Annotated in this window: 18 protein-coding genes; 5 read left to right on the top strand and 13 right to left on the bottom strand. The window is 62.2% G+C overall.

The features are described from left to right. Nucleotides 1–69: 69 nt before the first annotated feature. The 8 genes from JJE66_RS17925 to JJE66_RS17890 form a co-directional block, all read right to left on the bottom strand. Complete coding sequence (locus JJE66_RS17925) at nt 70–774, bottom strand: ABC transporter ATP-binding protein (protein ID WP_200515632.1); 705 nt, start codon at nt 772–774, stop codon at nt 70–72. A 7-nt stretch (nt 775–781) separates the two neighbouring features. Beyond that, complete coding sequence (locus tag JJE66_RS17920; protein WP_200515631.1) at nt 782–2,062, bottom strand: lipoprotein-releasing ABC transporter permease subunit; 1,281 nt, start codon at nt 2,060–2,062, stop codon at nt 782–784. A gap of 72 nt (nt 2,063–2,134) precedes the next feature. After that, nucleotides 2,135–3,454: a proline--tRNA ligase gene (gene proS / locus JJE66_RS17915; protein ID WP_200515630.1), complete on the bottom strand. Its 1,320-nt coding sequence runs from the start codon at nt 3,452–3,454 to the stop codon at nt 2,135–2,137. A 146-nt stretch (nt 3,455–3,600) separates the two neighbouring features. After that, a complete protein-coding gene (locus JJE66_RS17910) occupies nt 3,601–5,163 on the bottom strand; it encodes a CopD family protein (protein ID WP_200515629.1) in 1,563 nt (520 codons plus the stop codon). Further along, entirely contained in the window at nt 5,163–5,681 is a 519-nt protein-coding gene (locus JJE66_RS17905; protein WP_200515628.1) for a YcnI family protein, read from the bottom strand. Before JJE66_RS17905 ends, JJE66_RS17910 begins: the two co-directional genes overlap by 1 nt. A 31-nt stretch (nt 5,682–5,712) precedes the next feature. Beyond that, nucleotides 5,713–6,237 carry a copper chaperone PCu(A)C gene (locus tag JJE66_RS17900; RefSeq protein ID WP_200515627.1) on the bottom strand — a complete coding sequence of 175 codons (525 nt, stop codon included), beginning with the start codon at nt 6,235–6,237 and terminating at the stop codon, nt 5,713–5,715. A 36-nt stretch (nt 6,238–6,273) separates the two neighbouring features. Continuing rightward, nucleotides 6,274–8,730 carry a TonB-dependent receptor gene (locus tag JJE66_RS17895; protein ID WP_246756450.1) on the bottom strand — a complete coding sequence of 819 codons (2,457 nt, stop codon included), beginning with the start codon at nt 8,728–8,730 and terminating at the stop codon, nt 6,274–6,276. Between the two features lie 84 nt (nt 8,731–8,814). Next, the gene (locus JJE66_RS17890) at nt 8,815–9,189 is read right to left on the bottom strand and encodes a DUF2946 family protein (protein ID WP_200515625.1); all 375 of its coding nucleotides are present in this window, start codon (nt 9,187–9,189) and stop codon (nt 8,815–8,817) included. Between the two features lie 480 nt (nt 9,190–9,669). Here JJE66_RS17890 and JJE66_RS17885 point away from each other — a divergent pair, with 480 nt between their 5' ends. The 4 genes from JJE66_RS17885 to JJE66_RS17870 all read left to right on the top strand — a co-directional run bounded on the left by JJE66_RS17885 (nt 9,670) and on the right by JJE66_RS17870 (nt 13,772). Next, the gene (locus JJE66_RS17885; protein ID WP_200515624.1) at nt 9,670–10,074 is read left to right on the top strand and encodes a globin; all 405 of its coding nucleotides are present in this window, start codon (nt 9,670–9,672) and stop codon (nt 10,072–10,074) included. Between the two features lie 125 nt (nt 10,075–10,199). Beyond that, nucleotides 10,200–11,222, top strand: a complete 1,023-nt coding sequence (locus tag JJE66_RS17880) for a sugar ABC transporter substrate-binding protein (protein WP_200515623.1) — start codon at nt 10,200–10,202, stop codon at nt 11,220–11,222. Between the two features lie 6 nt (nt 11,223–11,228). Continuing rightward, complete coding sequence (locus tag JJE66_RS17875) at nt 11,229–12,731, top strand: sugar ABC transporter ATP-binding protein (RefSeq protein ID WP_200515622.1); 1,503 nt, start codon at nt 11,229–11,231, stop codon at nt 12,729–12,731. Between the two features lie 12 nt (nt 12,732–12,743). Further along, entirely contained in the window at nt 12,744–13,772 is a 1,029-nt protein-coding gene (locus JJE66_RS17870; RefSeq protein WP_200515621.1) for an ABC transporter permease, read from the top strand. A gap of 132 nt (nt 13,773–13,904) precedes the next feature. Here the strand turns inward: JJE66_RS17870 and JJE66_RS17865 are convergent, their stop codons facing one another. The 5 genes from JJE66_RS17865 to JJE66_RS17845 all read right to left on the bottom strand — a co-directional run bounded on the left by JJE66_RS17865 (nt 13,905) and on the right by JJE66_RS17845 (nt 17,190). Continuing rightward, a complete protein-coding gene (locus tag JJE66_RS17865) occupies nt 13,905–14,438 on the bottom strand; it encodes a cupin domain-containing protein (protein WP_246756449.1) in 534 nt (177 codons plus the stop codon). 36 nt (nt 14,439–14,474) lie between these two features. Continuing rightward, nucleotides 14,475–14,960 carry an ester cyclase gene (locus tag JJE66_RS17860; RefSeq protein WP_200515620.1) on the bottom strand — a complete coding sequence of 162 codons (486 nt, stop codon included), beginning with the start codon at nt 14,958–14,960 and terminating at the stop codon, nt 14,475–14,477. A 68-nt stretch (nt 14,961–15,028) separates the two neighbouring features. Further along, a complete protein-coding gene (locus JJE66_RS17855; RefSeq protein WP_200515619.1) occupies nt 15,029–15,838 on the bottom strand; it encodes a helix-turn-helix domain-containing protein in 810 nt (269 codons plus the stop codon). Between the two features lie 314 nt (nt 15,839–16,152). Beyond that, nucleotides 16,153–16,881, bottom strand: coding sequence for a hemerythrin domain-containing protein (locus JJE66_RS17850; RefSeq protein ID WP_200515618.1), 729 nt, complete (start codon nt 16,879–16,881; stop codon nt 16,153–16,155). A gap of 99 nt (nt 16,882–16,980) precedes the next feature. Next, nucleotides 16,981–17,190 (bottom strand): hypothetical protein, encoded by a 210-nt coding sequence (locus JJE66_RS17845; protein WP_200515617.1) that lies wholly within the window; start codon nt 17,188–17,190, stop codon nt 16,981–16,983. A 114-nt stretch (nt 17,191–17,304) separates the two neighbouring features. Between JJE66_RS17845 and JJE66_RS17840 the strand changes: the two genes are divergently transcribed. Further along, nucleotides 17,305–17,607 carry a PadR family transcriptional regulator gene (locus JJE66_RS17840; RefSeq protein WP_200515616.1) on the top strand — a complete coding sequence of 101 codons (303 nt, stop codon included), beginning with the start codon at nt 17,305–17,307 and terminating at the stop codon, nt 17,605–17,607. The last annotated feature ends 17 nt before the right edge of the window (nt 17,608–17,624 follow it).

The raw sequence follows: 17,624 nt of genomic DNA, 5'->3' as shown, positions 1-17,624 counted from the left end.
CTGGGAGACGTCACCGCGACCGTCGCCGGCAACGGCCGTCTACTGTGCATGGGGTTGTTTTCGCGGTTTCTATTCGAGCTCGACGACCTGGCCGTTGGACAGCGACACGCGCCGGTCCATGCGGCCGGCGAGCTCCATGTTGTGGGTCGCGATCAGCATCGACACCCGCGTGGCCTTGACCAGCTGCATCAGCGCCTGGAACACGTGGTCGGCCGTGTGCGGATCGAGATTGCCGGTCGGCTCGTCCGCAAACAGCACGCGCGGCGCGTTCGCCACCGCACGCGCAATCGCGACACGCTGCTGCTCGCCGCCCGACAGCTCGGCGGGACGATGGGTGATGCGGTCGCCGAGGCCGAGATAGCCAAGGATCTCCTTGGCGCGCTTGACGCTCTCGGACTTCTTCAGGCCGCGGATCATCTGCGGCAGCATGACGTTTTCGAGCGCCGAGAATTCCGGCAGCAGCCGGTGCGACTGGTAGACAAAGCCGATATCGGTGCGGCGCAACTGGGTGCGCTCGATGTCGGGCAGTTGCGAGGTCGGCGCGCCGTTGACGTAGACTTCGCCGGAATCGGGTGCTTCGAGCAGGCCCGCAATGTGCAGTAGCGTCGACTTGCCCGAGCCCGACGGCGCGACCAGCGCCACCGACTGTCCCGCCCACAGCGCGAGCTTGGCGTTGTCCAAAATCGTCAGCGCCGCCTCGCCCTGCAAGTATTGCCGTTTTATCTCGTGGAGATAGATGACCGGTACATCTTCCGCCCCCTGCTGCTGCTCCATCAGCCCCTCACTCGTACCGCAGCGCTTCGACGGGATCGAGGCGCGCGGCACGCCACGACGGGTACAGCGTCGCCAGGAACGACAGCGTCAGCGCCATGATGACGACCGCCGTGGTCTCGCCGACGTCGATCTCGGCGGGCAGCTTCGACAGGAAGTAGAGTTCCGGCGAGAACAATTCGGTGCTGGTCAGCCAGGACAGGAATTGCCGGATGGATTCGATGTTGAGGCAGATCACGAGGCCAACGAAGAAGCCGACCAGCGTGCCCACCACGCCGATGGAGGCGCCCGTGATCAGGAAGATCCGCATGATCGAGCCCTGCGAGGCGCCCATCGTGCGCAGGATCGCGATGTCGCTGCCCTTGTCCTTCACCAGCATGATCAGGCCGGAGACGATGTTGAGCGCGGCCACCAGCACGATCATGGTCAGGATCAGGAACATCACGTTGCGCTCGACCTGCAGCGCGTTGAAGAAGGTCGAGTTCCGTTGCCGCCAGTCGACCAGGAACACCGGCCGACCCGCGGCCTCCGTCACCGCCTTGCGGAAGGAATCGACCTTGTCGGGATTGGTGGTGAACACCTCGATCGAGGTGACGTCGTTGCTGCGATTGAAATAAGCCTGCGCTTCGGCGAGCGGCATGAACACGAAGCCGAGATCATATTCGGACATGCCGATTTCGAACACGGCCACGATCTTGTAGGGCTTGATGCGCGGCGTCGTGCCCATCGGCGTCACCGCGCCTTTCGGCGCCACCAAGGTGACGCTGTCGCCGGCATGCAGCGACAGCTGGTCGGCGAGCCGCCGGCCGATCGCGACGCCCTGCCCGTCGTCAAAGCCCTCGAGCGAGCCCTGCTTGATGTTCTTGGCGATCGAAGTGAGGTTGTTGAGGTCGTCGGAGCGGATGCCGCGCACCAGCACCCCCGAGGCGTTCCAGGGCGAGGACGCCAGCGCCTGGCCATCGACCACGGGGGCAGCCAACCGGATGCCCTGGACCTGGCTGATGCGGTCGGCGACGTCCTTCCAGTCGGTCAGCGGCGATTCCAGCGGCTGGACCAGGATATGGCCGTTCAGCCCCAAAATCTTGTCGAGCAGCTCCTTGCGGAAGCCGTTCATCACGGCCATCACGATGATCAGCGTGGCGACGCCGAGCATGATGCCGAGGAAGGAGAACCCGGCGATGACCGAGATGAATCCCTCCTTGCGACGCGCGCGCAAGTAGCGCGCCGACAGCATCCACTCGAAGGGGGCAAAAGGCGCGGTCTGAACGGTTTCGGTCATGGTCTCATCCATCGCTTGATAATCCCATGATTCGGGGTCAATTGTGGCCGGATTGCCGGCCCATTATCGCGCGATGAACACTATTCAGCCGACCAGGCGCGCAACCGCGTCCGCAGGCGACATGGTCTCGCGTGAACCGTCGCTGCGCTTCTTGATCTCGACCTTGCCGTCCGCCAGCCCCTTCGGCCCGATCATGATCTGCCAGGGGATACCGATCAGGTCGGCGGCGGCGAATTTGGCGCCGGCGCGCTGGTCGGTGTCGTCGTAGAGCACGTCGACGCCCTTGACCTGGAGCTCGGCATAAAGCTTCTCGCAGGCGGCATCGACCGCGGCATCTCCCTGCTTGAGATTGAGGATCGAGACGCGGAATGGCGCCACCGCCTCCGGCCATTTGATGCCGGCATCGTCATGGCAGGCCTCGATGATGGCGCCGAGCAGGCGCGAGACGCCGACACCATAGGAGCCGCCATGGATCGGCACGTCGACGCCGTCGGGGCCCGCCACGAGGGCCTTCATCGCATCGGAATACTTGGTGCCGAAATAGAAGATCTGCCCGACTTCGATGCCGCGGGTATTCACTCGCTTGTCCGCCGGCACTTCCTGCTCGAAGCGCGCGGCGTCGTGAACGTCCTCGGTAGCAGCATAGACCGAGGTCCATTGCTTGATGATCGGCGTCAGATCGCCCTCATAATCGACGTCCTCGCCTGGCACCGGCAGGTCCAGCACGTCGCGATTGATGAAAACGCCGGATTCGCCGGTTTCGGCCAGAACGATGAACTCGTGGCTGAGATCGCCGCCGATCGGGCCTGTCTCGGCACGCATCGGGATCGCCTTCAGTCCCATCCGCGCGAAGGTGCGCAGATAGGCGACGAACATCTTGTTGTAGGCGACGCGCGCGGCCGCCTCGTTGAGATCGAAGGAATAGGCATCCTTCATCAGGAATTCGCGGCCGCGCATCACGCCGAAGCGCGGACGCTGCTCATCGCGAAATTTCCATTGAATATGATAGAGATTGAGCGGCAGGTTCTTGTAGGACTTGACGTAGGCGCGGAAGATCTCGGTGATCATTTCCTCGTTGGTCGGCCCGTACAGCAGCTCGCGCTTGTGGCGGTCGGCGATGCGCAGCATCTCCGGGCCATAAGCATCGTAACGGCCGCTCTCGCGCCAGAGATCGGCGAGTTGCAGCGTCGGCATCAACAGTTCCAGTGCGCCGGAGCGGTCCTGCTCCTCGCGCACGATCTGCTCGATCTTCTTCAGCACGCGGAAGCCGAGCGGCAGCCAGGCATAGATGCCGGCCGCTTCCTGCCGGATCATCCCTGCGCGCAGCATCAGCCGATGCGAGACGATCTCCGCCTCTTTCGGATTTTCCTTCAGGATGGGCAGAAAGAACCGCGACAACCGCATGGCAATACTCGAAGAATCAGCAAGGGGCTGCAGTGAAACCGGATTGAGAGCGAAAACACAAGACCAGGAATGAGGAAAAGCCGCTAAGGCGGCGGAATTCCTGTCATTTTTCCGTCGACTTCAGGTTCGACTTGAACATGCCGGAACTAGGGCGGCGCGAGCTCGAGCTCGTCCTCGAGCGTGATCTTCTCGAAATCGGTCACCAGCGCATCGATCCGCACATGCCAGCGGCCGGCGAAGGGCAACTCAACCTTGCGCACATGCCAATAGCCGTCAGGTCCGAGTTCGGCGTCACGCTCCATCGGCTCGATGCCGCGCTCCGGCAGGCTGAGCGTAATTGTCGCCTCCTTGGCCTTCAGCGGCGTTGCCTCGCCGGTCATGAGCTGGAGCACGAAATCGTCGAGACCGGCTTTGCCCGGGGACACCAGCACCTGGAACATCGCCTTGTCGGTGTGGATGTGGATCGCCAGCGGCGTCTCCGGCACGATCGTCCGCGGTGGCGGTGTGAAGCGCCAGCCGGCAACGACAGCAAAGATGCCGAGCGCAGCGCCGCACTCGAGCAGGATTGAGCGCTTGAGCGCGGATGCGGCGCCCAGATCTTTTGCCAGCGCCGGTGTCAGCCTGTAACGATTGAGCGCGGCGAGCCCCAGCACGAACAGCACCAGCGCCAGCTTGACCGAAAGAATGAGGCCGTAGCTGGTCTCGACCAGCGCCGACGGCTTTTCAAGCTGGATGATCGCAAGCATGAGGCCGGTCAACGCCAGCGCCGCGACCACCGGCATGGCGATGCGCGAGAAGCGGTTCAGAAGCGGCAGCACGGCCGGAGTCGGCTTCGACACCTGTGCTGTCAGCGGAGCCAACGCGCCGATCCAGAATGCGACGGCGAGGCCATGGATGAAGACCGCGGGCCGCATCAGCACCTCGGGTGACGCTGTCGCGGCGTGCCCGGTCGACGCGAGCGAGAGGCCGACGCCGGCGAAGGCGATGGCGGCCAGGGCCCGCGTGTACCGCGCGCGGCCGAGCGCCGTCAGCGCGAGCAGCATTGCCACGATGGCGATGAGCATGGCCGGGCCGGCGCTGGTCGCGAATGCGACGGTCCAGGGCGCCGTCGTCGCAAGCGCGGCCGGCGGCAGGCCGAGGAGATCGAGACCCAGCACGCCAAGAGAGACAACGGCACTTGGAGGACCAATAATGAGTGCTGCGCGGGGTACGCTCATGCCCGTCATCGACCACGCGATCCAGCGGCCAAAGAACACGCCGCCGACACCGACAAACAGCCCGAGATAGAGACCGATCCGCGACAGCCAGATCAGCGCGTTCAACCGGCCGTCCGCATTGGCCAGAGCTTGCGTGGCCGTCGGCGCGCCGATCGAAAAGATCACCGATCCAGCGACGGGATGGCCGTCCTGCGAGATCACCCGATAGCTCACCACCGCTGTGCCCTGCGGCAGGTCGGGCGGCATCGCAACCGAAATGCTCTCGCCCGATGTCGTGACGCGCGCGTCGTCGCGCGCCCTCCCCGCGCCGTCGATCAACTGGATCGCGCCCGGGGTTACCGCCTCGTTGAAGCGCAATTCCACCGCCTTCGGCGCGCTCGCAAGGATGCTGCCGCTCGCCGGCTCGACCGAGATCAGCGCTGCATGCGCCGACGCTCCGGTCGAATAGCCGAACACAATCAGAAGCGTCGAGACCGCGGCGAGGAGACGCATTACGGCTTGGGCAGCAGCTTCACGCCGGGCGCTGGCGACTTGTCCTCGTGCGAATGCGCCGCCCCCTCAGCCGGGATTTCGATCCAGCGACTGACACCCCTCTCACATTCCTGCACGACGGGAAAATAAAGCGTCGTGTTCGGTTTCAGGACGTCGGTGAGAAAGGAGCTCACGACGAACTCGTCGTAATTGTAGTCCGGCAGCTTGCCGCCGGACCAGACCACTTCCTTCACGCCCGAGGACAGCTTATTGCCGTGATAATCGTACGCGCTGGCATACTGGCCCTCGACGACATCGACGTTCCAGCCGGCCTTCGGCATCGGCTTCACCGCGATGACGCCTTCGGGGATCTGCACGCGGATCTTGACCGTCGGCGAGCCGGAACAGCCATGCGGCACGGCGAAGACGGCCTTGTAGGACGCACCGACCGTGGCCTGCTTGCCCTCCAGATAGACGTGCGCCGCCACGGGCGATGCGGCGAGCGCAGCCATCAGGATCAACCAGTGTGTCTTCGACATGCTCGATCTCCCGGGAGTTAGATCACATCAGTCACATCTTCATTCCCGAATGGTCGGGCATTTTCTTCATCATCATGCTTCCGCCGCCACCGGGCGCCTGCGCGCCGACGCCCTGGACGTCGAGCGACACCGTGACCTTGCCGGCTTTCTCGAACTCCAGCGTCACCGGCACCTTGTCGCCTTGCTTGAACGGGCCCTTCAACTCCTGGAGCATCAGGTGATAGCCGCCGGGGGCAAGCTTCACCGTCTTGCCAGGATCGATGACGAGGCCCTTGTCGAGCGGGCGCATCTTCATGACGCCATTGTCCATCGCCATCTCATGGACGTCCGCCTTCCCCGCGATATCGGCCGAAACGCTGACCAGCTTGTCCGGCGCGGTGCCCATGTTCTCGATGGTGAGATAGCCGCCGGCGACCTTGGCGCCGCCCGGCGTCGCGCGGCTCCACGCCTGCGAAATGACCAGATCGCCGGCCTTGATGTCTTCAGCGCGCGCCGGTGCTGCGAACATAACGGCCGAGAGCGCTGCGAGCGAGAGGATGCGTAAGAACTTGTTCATGTGACTTTCCTTCCTGTGCTGTTGAGAACAGCCTCCTCAGAACGTGTACTTGCCGGCCAGGACGAACGTCCTGCCCGGGAATGGGTGGAACAGGAAATACTGTTCGTTGAAGATGTTATCGATCCCGAAATCGAACCCGAGATTCTTCGTCGCGTTGTAATGTATTTTCATGTCGACGACGAAGAAGGGATCGAAGGCTTGATACACGTGTTGAACGACGTCGGTATTGTCGAGAGTTGCGTACTGCTTGCCGGTGTAGCGCGCGGCAATCGTATAAACCCAATTCTCATTCGGACGATAGCTTGCGCCAACTTTGGCGCGCCAGTCCGGCACGTTTGGCACGCGTTTGCCGACGACGGTCGTGGCCCCCTTCCAATTCGGGTCCGATATGATTCTCGAGTCGACGTAAGTTAGGCTGCCGAATACTTCCAAGCCGCTCACGAGCGTGTTGTCCTTGTCGGCCGACAATTCAAGCCCCTGCATGCGAATGGCCGCAACATTGCTGACCGCCGTCTGCAGCGACTGAGTCCCGCCAGCATCGGTCAGCGTAGTCGTTTGCGATATCAGCGCATTGTTCGTCCGTTCCCCAAAAACCGTGAGCCGCACGCGACCGTCGGTCCAGCGACGCTCGACATTGATCTCGCCGGTGAAGTCCTGTTCGGGGGCCAGTAGCGGATTGGCCAGATAAGTAATGCCGCCAACACTGATGTTCTGGTAGAGTTCGGTGACCGTCGGATAGCGATACGCTTCGCCGAAATTCCCCGTGATGTTCCAGTCCTTGTTGAGATCATACGAAAGCGAGACTTTCGGCGAGAAATTGGTCGAGCCCAGCACCGGCTGTTGGGTTGGCGTCACCGACGTGATCACGCCGCCACCTGTCGTCGTCGTATTGAGGTTGAAGCCCTCGACTGCTTGCCAGTTCTCCAAACGTCCGCCGAGCGTCAGCTTGACGCTGGGCGTGATCTTCCAGGCGTCCTGTAGCCACAGCGCCTCGGTTCGCGTTTCGCCGACCCCTGTCGAATAGAGTTGACCATTTCCTGTCGACGGTGCCGAAAACCATACCGTTGAGGCGTAGACCGGGTTTTCGAGCCTATAGCGGTCGCCATGGAAGCCGAAGCTGATCTCGTGTGGACCATCGATTCCAAACGGGCGCCAGATGCCCTTGGCATCGGCATTCTGCCAATTAGTACCGTCCATGCGCGTCACCTTGCCATTCAGTGAATAGCTGAGGCCAGGCGCCGCTACGACCGTAAAGGGGTTGACGAGATTATCCTGAAGGTAGTTGTAGCTCGATGCCGAGAGATCGAAGTCGAATACATCTTTGGTATCGCTCCGAAGCGAGACAGCGTTGCTCACATTGAGCTGATCCCAAGTGTACTTGCCGCTGGCAAAGCCGATGACGCCTCCGAATGTCGGCAGACCCGTTATTGTCGATTTCAAATAGGTCTGCGGATCGGACGTCTGGTGATTGTTCCAGATGCCGAAGGAGTATGTCGCCTGAACCAATGGGGTGACATCGTAGGCGAGGCGAATGTTGCCGGAGGTCTGCTGGGAGCGTGCCAAGACGCCGGTGCCGACTACGTCTGCAACCCCTCCCGTTCGATTCTGCGCGATAAAGGTTCCTGTCGTGGCGGCCGGCACTGACCCGCTCGTCACGTAGGTCAGCGGCTGCTGATAGCTGTCGAGATGATTTGCGGTGACCAGCCAGGACAGCTTGCCGTCCCGATTGCCCGCCGCCGCGCTGGTCTGGCTGGTGACATAGGTGTCCCTGGTGCCGTATTGATTCCACGGCATCACCGAGACCGTTTCCTTCGCAACAGCAAACGGCTTGTCCGGCATCTTCGAAGTAATCAGAAGCACGCCGCCGATCGAGTTGCCGGGATAGGCCGCCGCGAATGGGCCGTTGAGGAAATCGATCCGCCCGATCGCCTCCGGCGAGATCAGGTTCCATTTCGGCGAGGCGCCGGAGTTGTTGTTGCCGATCAGCGCCGAGATCAGCAGGTCGTCGTAATAAATCAGCGTGCGCGCACTGGAGTTCAGGCCCCAGCTCCGCGTCGCCAGCACCGCCTGATTGTCGCCATCGTTGCGCTTTCGCACGAACAGGCTCGGCATGTATTTGACGGCGTCTTCGGGGTCCTTGAGGTTGATGGTCTCGTCAGCCTCTTTCGCCGTGATGCTGAAGGAACGCTGCGGCAGCTGATAGCGCGCCACGGCCGCTGGCTGATCGAGCGACGCCCGGGCGCTGCCCGCGCCCTGCTCATTGGTTGCGGCGACCGAAGCCGGCCGCTCAACCGGCGGCTTTACCGAATTTCTCTTGGCGCCTGCGGTTTGCACCGCCGGCTTGCGCAGTTTGGGTTTCACCGTCGCAGGTGCATCGACGGTCACCGCAGGCAGCTCTCTTGGGCTGCCCTGGGCGAAAACGCCGCTTGAGGCAAGCAGCGCGGCCTGAACGGCGACGAAACTCACGCCGCGGCGAGCATGACGACGTAACATGAGGCATTCCTGAGGCCGACTTTGTCTCCGGCCAATCGACAACATCAACCGCCAGCGGATGGGCCGCGGCGACACTTGGGGTCGTCAGGAAAAATTGGGCGGTCCCCGCGCCTGCGCGCTCGAGCCTTTAAGGGCAGCGACGGAGGGAGCATCCGCATCGTGCCAGACCACGCGTTCGGCGTGACGGAAGGGAATGGAGAGCGCTGCATGCGGCGGCGAATCGAACGACGCGTTGGCCTGCGCCAGACAACATAGCGCGCACGTGCCGGCATGTGCGGTCGGCGCGCCGTTTTGGTTGTTCGGAGTACCCTGCTCGCTGACGCTATGGCAGATGACGCCGGCGGCAAGCGGATCGGCAACGGCCTCGCCCGCCGCCCAGCAGGCGGCAATCGGCGCCAGCACCTGCATCACCAATGCGAGCAGGACGATGGGTAGGAATTTTTGCAGCCGTGCGCGCATCCACCAAACCATTCGTTCGTCTGCTAACTAAACACCGCCCCCGCCCCGAGTCGAGGACGCATCGCCAGCCTTGTTGGCATGGCGCAAATTTCTCGAAAACTGTGCTCGGAGGGTCCCGTCCGGAGGGCACGTCCGGCATTGAGGCAGTCCAGCCTGCTCCATCCTTCCACAGATTTCTTATATTTGTCATATGCTTATAGGGTTAAAATCCCGATCATTTCGTCAATTGCTCGAATTTTGAACAATCGTTGCCGAAAATGATGACAAGTGAGAAAAGTTGATCTAGCATCCGTCTTGCTCAGGCTAGCCGCGAGGTCAAAGTCTGGTGGTCCAAGTCTCGGGAGGAGCCCCTGGCGCGCAAAACGCAGCGTCGCCCCGCCAATCAAGATCAAATCTTAGAATCGGGGATAATAGGGTCGACACAATTTTTGAGCGGGGCTAGGGCCCCGCTCTTTTTTTGCCTGCGTGGCTGACGCGCCGATGAATGCTTCTCCCAATCCGATCGAATTGAGCTTTGAGCGCGCGGCCTCGCGCTGTGCGGATCTCACGCCGCTGGTCTATCAACGGTTATTCAACGAGCATCCCGAAACGAGAGCGATGTTCCGCACACAAGGCAGCGAGCTCGTGCGGGGATCGATGCTCGCGCTGACGATCGAGGCGATCCTCGACTTCGCCGGCGAGCGTAGCGGCCATTTCCGGCTGATCGCCTGCGAAATCGCCTCGCACGACGCCTATGGCACGCCGCGCGAGCTGTTCATCGCCTTCTTCACCACGATCAGGGATACGCTGCGCGTTCTGCTCGGCGATGAATGGTCGCCGAACATTGCGCGCAGATGGGACCAACTGCTCGTCGAGATCGGCGCCTTCGCTGGCATTGCTGCCTAACGCTTTGCGCTGCACCAAGGCCCTCGTTACAGATTGGGTAGCGTGAACTCTTCGATTGTGAGACACTTTCCGCCTCGGTCGCGCAATCAATGACGCGCCGATGATAAAATATATGGGAGCGAGCGATGTCCGGGACGAAAGATTTCTCGACGACGAGGCGCGATCTTCTTCAGGCGGCAGCGACCGCCGGCGCCGCGACTGCCATCCTCGGCAGCATGGGCATAAACCCAGCATTGGCAGCCGAAATGGGCCGATCCGAGAAGCCGCTGAAGGCGGCGTTCTCCAACGCAGGCCTTCAGGCGACCTGGTGCGCGCAGGGCAAACAGGCCGCGGAATTCTGGGGCAAGCTGTTCAACGTGGAAGTCACCTGGTTCGACGGTCAGCTCGACGCCGTGAAGCAGCGCGCGGCGATCGACAACATGGCCTCGCAGAAATGGGATTTCGTCGCGATCCAGGCCTTCGGTATCGGCACCCTCACTCAGCCCGTGCAGAAGATGATCGACGCCGGCACGCCTGTCATCGACATGGACACGCTCATTGCGCCTCTCGACCAGATCAACGTCCACTCCTTCCTCGCCCCCGACAACGAGTTCATGGGCGCATCGGTGACGCAAGCGCTCTGCAACGCCATGGGCGGCAAGGGCAAGATCATCATGACGCAAGGCGCGCTCGGCCACACCGGCGCGCAAGGCCGCGCCAAGGGCTTCAACAACGTCGTCAAGCAATTCCCTGCGATCGAGGTGCTGGATACTCAACCCGCCGACTGGGATGTCTCCAAGACCGCGCGGCTCTGGGAAACGTATCTCACCAAGTACCCGCAGATCGACGCGGCGTTTTTCCACAATGACGACATGGCGCTCGCCGCCGCCAACATCATGAAGGCGCACAACCGCACCAACATCCTGATCGGCGGCGTCGACGCCATGCCGCCGGCGATCCAGGCGGTGAGCGAAGGGCGGATGTTTGCGACCGTGCGCAATCCGTCCTGCCGCATCCATGGCGGCGCGATCATCGCGGGCGTTGCGGCCGTGGTCGGTGGCGAGAAGAGCGGCCAGGGCATTCCGAAGAACGTCGTCACCGACGGCCCGGTCGTGACCAAGGCGAACGCACCCGGCATGCAGTGGATGGAAGATCACTTCCTGATCTGATCTTCCATGCCTGCGGGACTTCAGCCCATCCTCGAACTCCAGGGCATCACGAAGAGCTTCGGCGGCGTCGAAGCGCTTCGTGGTGTCAACTTCGCGCTTCTTCCCGGCGAGATCCACGGTCTTGTCGGCGAGAACGGCGCTGGAAAAAGCACGCTGATGAAGATCATCGCCGGCGTGCATACCGAGTTCTCCGGTCGCTTCCTGATCGACGGGGCGGAGACCCACTTCCGCTCGGCGCGCGATGCGCATGCGGCCGGCATCGCCATGGTGCATCAGGAGCTCTCCGTCGCGCCCGATCTCACGGTCGCGGAAAACGTCTTTCTCGGCAACCAGCCGACCAATCGGCTTGGCCTCGTGCAATGGCGGCGCATGGCGCGCGAGGCCGGCGAGCAGCTGGCACGTTTCGGCATCGACGTCGATCCGATGTCGCGGCTCGGCGATCTCCCGATCGGGCTGCAGCAACTGATCGAGATCGCCCGCGTGCTGTTCTCCGGCGCGCGCATCGTCATCCTGGACGAGCCGACCTCCGCCCTCTCTCCGCCCGAGGTCGAGCGTCTGTTCGCGACGCTCCAGCGGCTGCGCGAGCAAGGCACGGCCATCGTCTTCATCTCGCATTTCATCGAGGACATTTTGCGTGTCTCCGATACGGTCACCGTGTTCCGCAACGGACGCAAGGTCGCGGAGACAGCGAGCGACGCGACCAGCAAGGGCGCGCTGATCGAGGCCATGATCGGCCGCGGCGGCGAAGCGCTCGAACACAGTTATAGCGACGATCTGATGCTGCCGCAGCCGACCGACAGTTCGGTGGTCTTGAAGGTCGACCAGCTCTCGTTGGCGCGCAGCCTCAACGACGTCTCATTCGAAGCGCGCGCCGGCGAGGTGCTCGGCATCTACGGTTTCATGGGCTGCGGCCAGCAGGAATTGTCCCGCATCCTCTTTGGCAAGCTGAAGCCGGATGGCGGCACACTGGCCGTCGACGGCAAGCCAAAAACATTCACCAGCACGGCGGCGGCGCGACGCGCGGGCGTGGCGCTGGTGCCGGAGAGCCGGCGCGCGATGCTGTTCCACCAGGAGCCCGTCTACAAGAACATCTCGATCAGCATCCTCGATCGTATCTCCGCGCTGCTGCTCAAGCCGGCGCAGGAGCGCGACATCGCCAAGCGCCAGGTCGAGCAGTTGCAGATCAGGCCGCCGGTGGTCGGCCTTGATCTCGGCATGCTCTCTGGCGGCAACCAGCAGAAGGTCGCGCTGGCAAAATGGCTAACCTATCCACCCAAGCTGCTGGTGCTGTGCGAACCGACCCGCGGCATGGATGTCGGCGCCAAGAACGACGTCATCAACATCGTCCGCGACCTCCGCGCCAAGGGGCTCGCCATCATCGTGCTGTCGACCGAGCCGGAAACGGTGCTGTCGCTGTCCGACCGCATCCTCGTGCTCAAGCGCGGCGCAGTGGTGCGGGAATTCAAGAACGAGCCGGTCAGCAAGGACCGCCTGCTGGAAGCGGCGTGACGGAGAAGCATTATGGCGAGCAGTGAGACGGCTCCAGCGGCGGGACAACGGGCGCGAGGCCTTGCGCCCTTCCTGCGCTCGCAGATGCGTAACATCGCGCCGTTCCTGACGCTGATCTTCCTGTCTGCTTTCTTCGCACTTGCCAGCCCCTCCTTCGCGACCATCGACAATCTCGGCAACATCCTGACGCAGGTATCCGTGACAGGCATCATCGCCGTCGGGCTCACTTTCGTGATCCTGTGCGCCGAGATCGACCTCTCGATCGCGGGCATCGCCAACGTCACGGGCATCGCCGTCGCCTATTTCACGCTGCAGGAATCCTACGTCAACATTCCCAACATTCCGCTCGCGGGCGCCGCCGCGATCCTGCTGGCCATATTGCTCTGCGCAGCACTCGGCCTCGTCAACGCGCTGGGGCTGACCGTGATCGGCATCCCCTCGTTCATCATGACGCTCGCCATGATGCAGATCGCGGCCGGCATCTCGGCGCTCTTGGTGCGCGGCCAGATCGCCTACAAGGTGCCGAGCCTGATCACGACGCTCGGATCCGGGTCGATCGGCGGCATCCCCTGGATCGTCATCGTCGCGGCGATCATGCTGCTCGGCGGCCATCTGGTGCTGACCTACACGCGCTTCGGCCGCTACGTCTACATGGTCGGCGGCAACCGCGAGGCGGCCGAATATTCCGGCCTCAACGTCAAGCTCATCCTCGGCGCCGTCATGGTGATCTCGGCGGTGTGCTCGGGCATTGGCGGCATGCTGGGCGTCGCCCATTTCGGCAGCGCGCAGCAGAACGAGTTCGACACCTACCTGCTCGACTCCATCGCCGCCGTCGTGGTCGGCGGCACCAGCCTGTTCGGCGGCCGCGGCGGCATCGGCAACACCATCGTCGGGCTCTTCGTTCTCGGCGTGCTCAACAACGGCCTCGACCACGTCAACATCGACAGCTTCCTGAAGATCCTGATCCGCGGCCTGATCCTGCTCGCGGCGCTGATCATCAACGTCTATGCGCAGCGGCTGAGAGAAAAAGCGGCGGATTAATCAGTCTGCAAAACGAAACTGCGAAAACAACCCCATGCACAGTACAAATCATTGCGGAATTCGGAGGTGCGTGACCTGCGCCATTTCCGAAATTTGGTTTGACACGTCGAGCAAAACAGGAGCACGATGTCATCATGGCGGCGCGCCCTCGGAATGCAGCCCCGACGACGGTGCCCCTGGAAAGCGAACCCCGAAGCGCTGAACGAGGCCGGGTACGCTGCTCATATCCATGTCGAGCGCATAGCGGGACCACAGAGTGGCGAGTCGCTGCGGATCGGGGGTGCCGCCGGCCAATTCTGCCCCCAGTTCGCGGAAATAGTTCTCGAACCCAGCCGGCGTTATGATTTCCAGGATCCGAGCGGGACTATCCCCGGCATTCCAAAACGTGTGCCATTGTTCGCGTGGCTTGAAGATCAGATCTCCCGGATGACCGATCACGATGGCGTCTCCGAGCAACACCCCGACGCTGCCCTCGAGGACAAAGCTGTACTCGTCTTCGCGATGGTGCCGATGCATGGGTGCAGCCAGCGCTCGCGGTTGCATCGGATGTTCTACAAGGGCGACACGCCTGCCAGCATCATCCCCTTCGATCATGAGCCGGGCGCTTGTGCCCCCAAGAACCGCATGATGACCATCATGCGGGCCGAGTATCCTGGGTGCTGCCATAGTGTCCTTCTTTCAGCCGCGGCCGACTGCCCGGCGTCACGTTTGTTGAGGCGGAGGCGGCAGCGCGCCGATCTGATGAAGAAGCGCAAATCGGTCCGGCACGCCCCAATGTTCGACGAGCTTTCCGTCGGCAAATCGACAGATATCGATGACGTCGATCGTGACCGGCTTTCCCGAGCGCGGATCGACGCCTGTCGCCTTGCTGCGCGCCCACACGGTTTCGCCGGCTTCCACGATCGCTTCGATCGTCAGCTTCAGGTCCTTGATGCTGCGCCTCGCGTCCTCGATTTGCGCCTTCAGGATTTGCGGACCGGGAATATCGGTCCTCGACAGATACTCGTGCTCGATCAGCGTTTCAGCGCAAACCTCGTCCGCGACGATCAGGTCACCTTCCGAAAATCCGCGCTCGATGATCGCCCTGAATCGTTCCAGATTGCTCGACATGCCCGTCGCTCCGGTGCTCGGCCCGTCCACGACAACCGCGATGCCGGCCGCGGTACGATCGACTTTTCGCCGCACCATGCTCATCGCCGCCGTGGTCTCCGATCGGGCGGACCTTGCAGAAGTGTCAGCGAACCCGCTTGTACATTTTAGTCATCGGACGGAAAAAAAATGTTGTCCCAGTCACCGATGAGGCTGCTCGGCGGCAAGCCGGCGAAGGCACGGCATTCGCGGATGAAATGGGCCTGATCGAAATAGCCGAGCTCGTGAATGATCTCGGTCCAAGGCTTCCCCGGGGCGTCGCGGCGAGCGGCCAGCGTCCTGTCGAAGCGGATCGTTCGTGCAAACAGTTTGGGGGCCATCCCGACCTCGGTCGCAAAACGACGCTGGAACTGGCTGGTGCTGAGGCCAGATGCTGCTACGAGATCGTCGATCCGCGCACCGCCGCTGAGCGCGATCATCCGGCGAGACGCGATGCCGATCGGGCCGTCCGGGCCGCGCCTCTCCAGCATTGTCTCGATCCAACGCTCGACGACGGCGACGCGCTGATCGAAGTTCGGTGCCATGCGCACGGCGTCACCAAGGCGCACGGCAGATTTGCCAAAGACGTCCGAGGCCGCCGGATCTTGATTGACCAGGGACGTCATGTTGATTCCAACCAACCGGTTCAAACCGCAGGGTTGAAACAGAACGTTGAAAACGTGAACCGAGCCTGACAGATAAACCTGGGCGCGACGATAGGTTTGTGGCCCGACCAGACTCACATCCGGCATCGTACTTGTCTTGCCGCCGTCGACGCGAACCCGATATGGCTCCGCAAGGTGGACATCCAGGATTTGATGCGGTCGTGCGGGGACAGGCCAGCTCAGTATGGCGCTCCCTAACTCCACCCGCCTCTCCTCGAACGAGCGCACGACGTCTCGAAGTTGGTGGTGGGGCAATGCGCGCTTGATATCCATTAAGGACGATCCTCAATGGCAGAAGCATAGTTCAGGCTGACAGCCGCGACAAGATTTCTGCTGTTGACCAATCACGACGAACCGGACCGTAGCGCAAGCGTACAGGGGGGCTTGCCTCCGACTGGCCGTTTGACACGTACGGCAAAACAGGCGCACGATGTCATCATGGCGCCTGCCGAGCGAATTTCCCGTGCAGCTTGAACGGACGTATTATCCGTCTGGTTTTATCCGTCTGATTTTCAGGCCACCCCGTTGCAATCGCAGGATCGAACACCACGCAAGAATTCCGTATCCGTGTGCCCACGTAAATTAAATTACTGCGGCGTGAACTGGTTGAGATCGTGAATGCCCATCTGCTGCTCCAGTTGAGCCACGCGAGCCGCCATCTTCTCGAATCCGTCCTCGCCGAATAGTTCGTGCTCCTTCTTCTCGAAATCCTCGGCCATCGCATCGTACTCGTTCGGAGAGACCACGTCTTTCAGCTTCGGAAAGAGGTCGGTATCCTCGCGAGCCGCGTGCGGCCGGTACATCGTGATGAAGGATTGCATCGCGCGGACGAGCTGCTTGCGGTCGTCGGCATTGTTTCGGCCCGACGGCGCGAGCCTCAGGATATTTTCAGTGACCTTCCGGCCTGCCTCATGCTGGCGGAGGAGGATGTCCACCAGATCAATCATCTTTCCGGCTTTCTTGAAGCGCGGAAAGACGTGCTCCTCCTCGGACTTCTCATGGTAGTTGTTGATGAAATCGCGGATGATCTCGGCTGACTGCGTGATCAGGCCTGGGTCGAAGTCCTCATTCGACGAGAACTTCCGGCTTCCGGCCTCGTAGAGCAGCAGCACGCGATCGAGCACGCCATGCTCCCGCATCAGGTCTTCGGGCGGGGTAACTTCCACGTCCTTCTTTTCCTCGCCCTTCTTCGGCTTCCCGCCAACGCCCTTGCGTTCGGCAAAGGCAGGCGTGGTGAGAACGGCCGGAGCCGCGAGCGCCGCCAGCGCTCCTCCGAGCAACAGGAAACGACGCTTGCCTGGCTTAACGACTTCCATGGCGGCACTCCTGTGGATGCGCGGGATCACACCTGTCGCAGCGCCGGGATCTGCTCAGCGCCAGGCCTTTCAGTGCCATGCTCTTCAGCGCCATGCCTTTCAGCGCCATGCCTTTTCGTTCTTCTGCTCGTAATCCCTGAAAGCCTTCTCGAGGCCGCCCAAAACCTCGGCTGACGTCTCGAACATCGCCTTCAACTGCGGCTCGTCGACCTTCTGGATGTCTTCGCGCAGATGGTTCCGGATATCCTGGAGCGCCTTCTGCATCTTCTGCGTATGATGTCGGGGATCGCGGTCTGCCGCACTTGCCATGTCCAGTCTCCTCGCTGTTAATATGGCTCTCCCGGATCGGGAGGCGTCCGGAGGACGGCGCATCAACGGATGACAGGAAACCTCGTTCCAATTACGAAATTCGATAAAGACGGCATGAAGTTCAAAGATCTACTTTCCGGGTTCATCAGGCTGCATATTCTGCACCACGCGGCGGAACAGGAAATATACGGCCAGTGGATGATCGAGGAACTGGCCCGGCACGGCTACAAGCTCAGCCCTGGAACGCTCTACCCGCTGCTCCACGGCTTGGAGCGCAAGGGCTATTTGCGGTCGCGCAAGGAACAGCCCGGCCGGACGGCGCGCACGCTCTACCGCGCGACGCCTTTGGGCAAGAAGGGGCTCGCCCTCGCGAAGTCCCGCATCCTCGAATTCACCGGCGAGGCCATGAAGGATTAGCACTGGCCGACCCTGTC

It is taken from the genome of Bradyrhizobium diazoefficiens (assembly GCF_016612535.1).
GTDB classification, from domain to species: domain Bacteria; phylum Pseudomonadota; class Alphaproteobacteria; order Rhizobiales; family Xanthobacteraceae; genus Bradyrhizobium; species Bradyrhizobium diazoefficiens_C.
This window is presented reverse-complemented; position numbering and strand designations above follow the sequence as displayed.

What these genes read in the sequence shown, in the direction of transcription:
- JJE66_RS17855 (WP_200515619.1), bottom strand. Translation starts at nt 15,838, where the DNA reads ATGGATATCAAGCGCGCATTGCCCCACCACCAACTTCGAGACGTCGTG.
- proS (WP_200515630.1), bottom strand. Translation starts at nt 3,454, where the DNA reads ATGCGGTTGTCGCGGTTCTTTCTGCCCATCCTGAAGGAAAATCCGAAA.
- JJE66_RS17905 (WP_200515628.1), bottom strand. Translation starts at nt 5,681, where the DNA reads ATGTCGAAGACACACTGGTTGATCCTGATGGCTGCGCTCGCCGCATCG.
- JJE66_RS17890 (WP_200515625.1), bottom strand. Translation starts at nt 9,189, where the DNA reads ATGCGCGCACGGCTGCAAAAATTCCTACCCATCGTCCTGCTCGCATTG.
- JJE66_RS17895 (WP_246756450.1), bottom strand. Translation starts at nt 8,730, where the DNA reads ATGTTACGTCGTCATGCTCGCCGCGGCGTGAGTTTCGTCGCCGTTCAG.
- JJE66_RS17840 (WP_200515616.1), top strand. Translation starts at nt 17,305, where the DNA reads ATGAAGTTCAAAGATCTACTTTCCGGGTTCATCAGGCTGCATATTCTG.
- JJE66_RS17845 (WP_200515617.1), bottom strand. Translation starts at nt 17,190, where the DNA reads ATGGCAAGTGCGGCAGACCGCGATCCCCGACATCATACGCAGAAGATG.
- JJE66_RS17900 (WP_200515627.1), bottom strand. Translation starts at nt 6,237, where the DNA reads ATGAACAAGTTCTTACGCATCCTCTCGCTCGCAGCGCTCTCGGCCGTT.
- JJE66_RS17860 (WP_200515620.1), bottom strand. Translation starts at nt 14,960, where the DNA reads ATGGTGCGGCGAAAAGTCGATCGTACCGCGGCCGGCATCGCGGTTGTC.
- JJE66_RS17920 (WP_200515631.1), bottom strand. Translation starts at nt 2,062, where the DNA reads ATGGATGAGACCATGACCGAAACCGTTCAGACCGCGCCTTTTGCCCCC.
- JJE66_RS17865 (WP_246756449.1), bottom strand. Translation starts at nt 14,438, where the DNA reads ATGGCAGCACCCAGGATACTCGGCCCGCATGATGGTCATCATGCGGTT.
- JJE66_RS17880 (WP_200515623.1), top strand. Translation starts at nt 10,200, where the DNA reads ATGTCCGGGACGAAAGATTTCTCGACGACGAGGCGCGATCTTCTTCAG.
- JJE66_RS17910 (WP_200515629.1), bottom strand. Translation starts at nt 5,163, where the DNA reads ATGCGTCTCCTCGCCGCGGTCTCGACGCTTCTGATTGTGTTCGGCTAT.
- JJE66_RS17925 (WP_200515632.1), bottom strand. Translation starts at nt 774, where the DNA reads ATGGAGCAGCAGCAGGGGGCGGAAGATGTACCGGTCATCTATCTCCAC.
- JJE66_RS17850 (WP_200515618.1), bottom strand. Translation starts at nt 16,881, where the DNA reads ATGGAAGTCGTTAAGCCAGGCAAGCGTCGTTTCCTGTTGCTCGGAGGA.
- JJE66_RS17870 (WP_200515621.1), top strand. Translation starts at nt 12,744, where the DNA reads ATGGCGAGCAGTGAGACGGCTCCAGCGGCGGGACAACGGGCGCGAGGC.
- JJE66_RS17875 (WP_200515622.1), top strand. Translation starts at nt 11,229, where the DNA reads ATGCCTGCGGGACTTCAGCCCATCCTCGAACTCCAGGGCATCACGAAG.
- JJE66_RS17885 (WP_200515624.1), top strand. Translation starts at nt 9,670, where the DNA reads ATGAATGCTTCTCCCAATCCGATCGAATTGAGCTTTGAGCGCGCGGCC.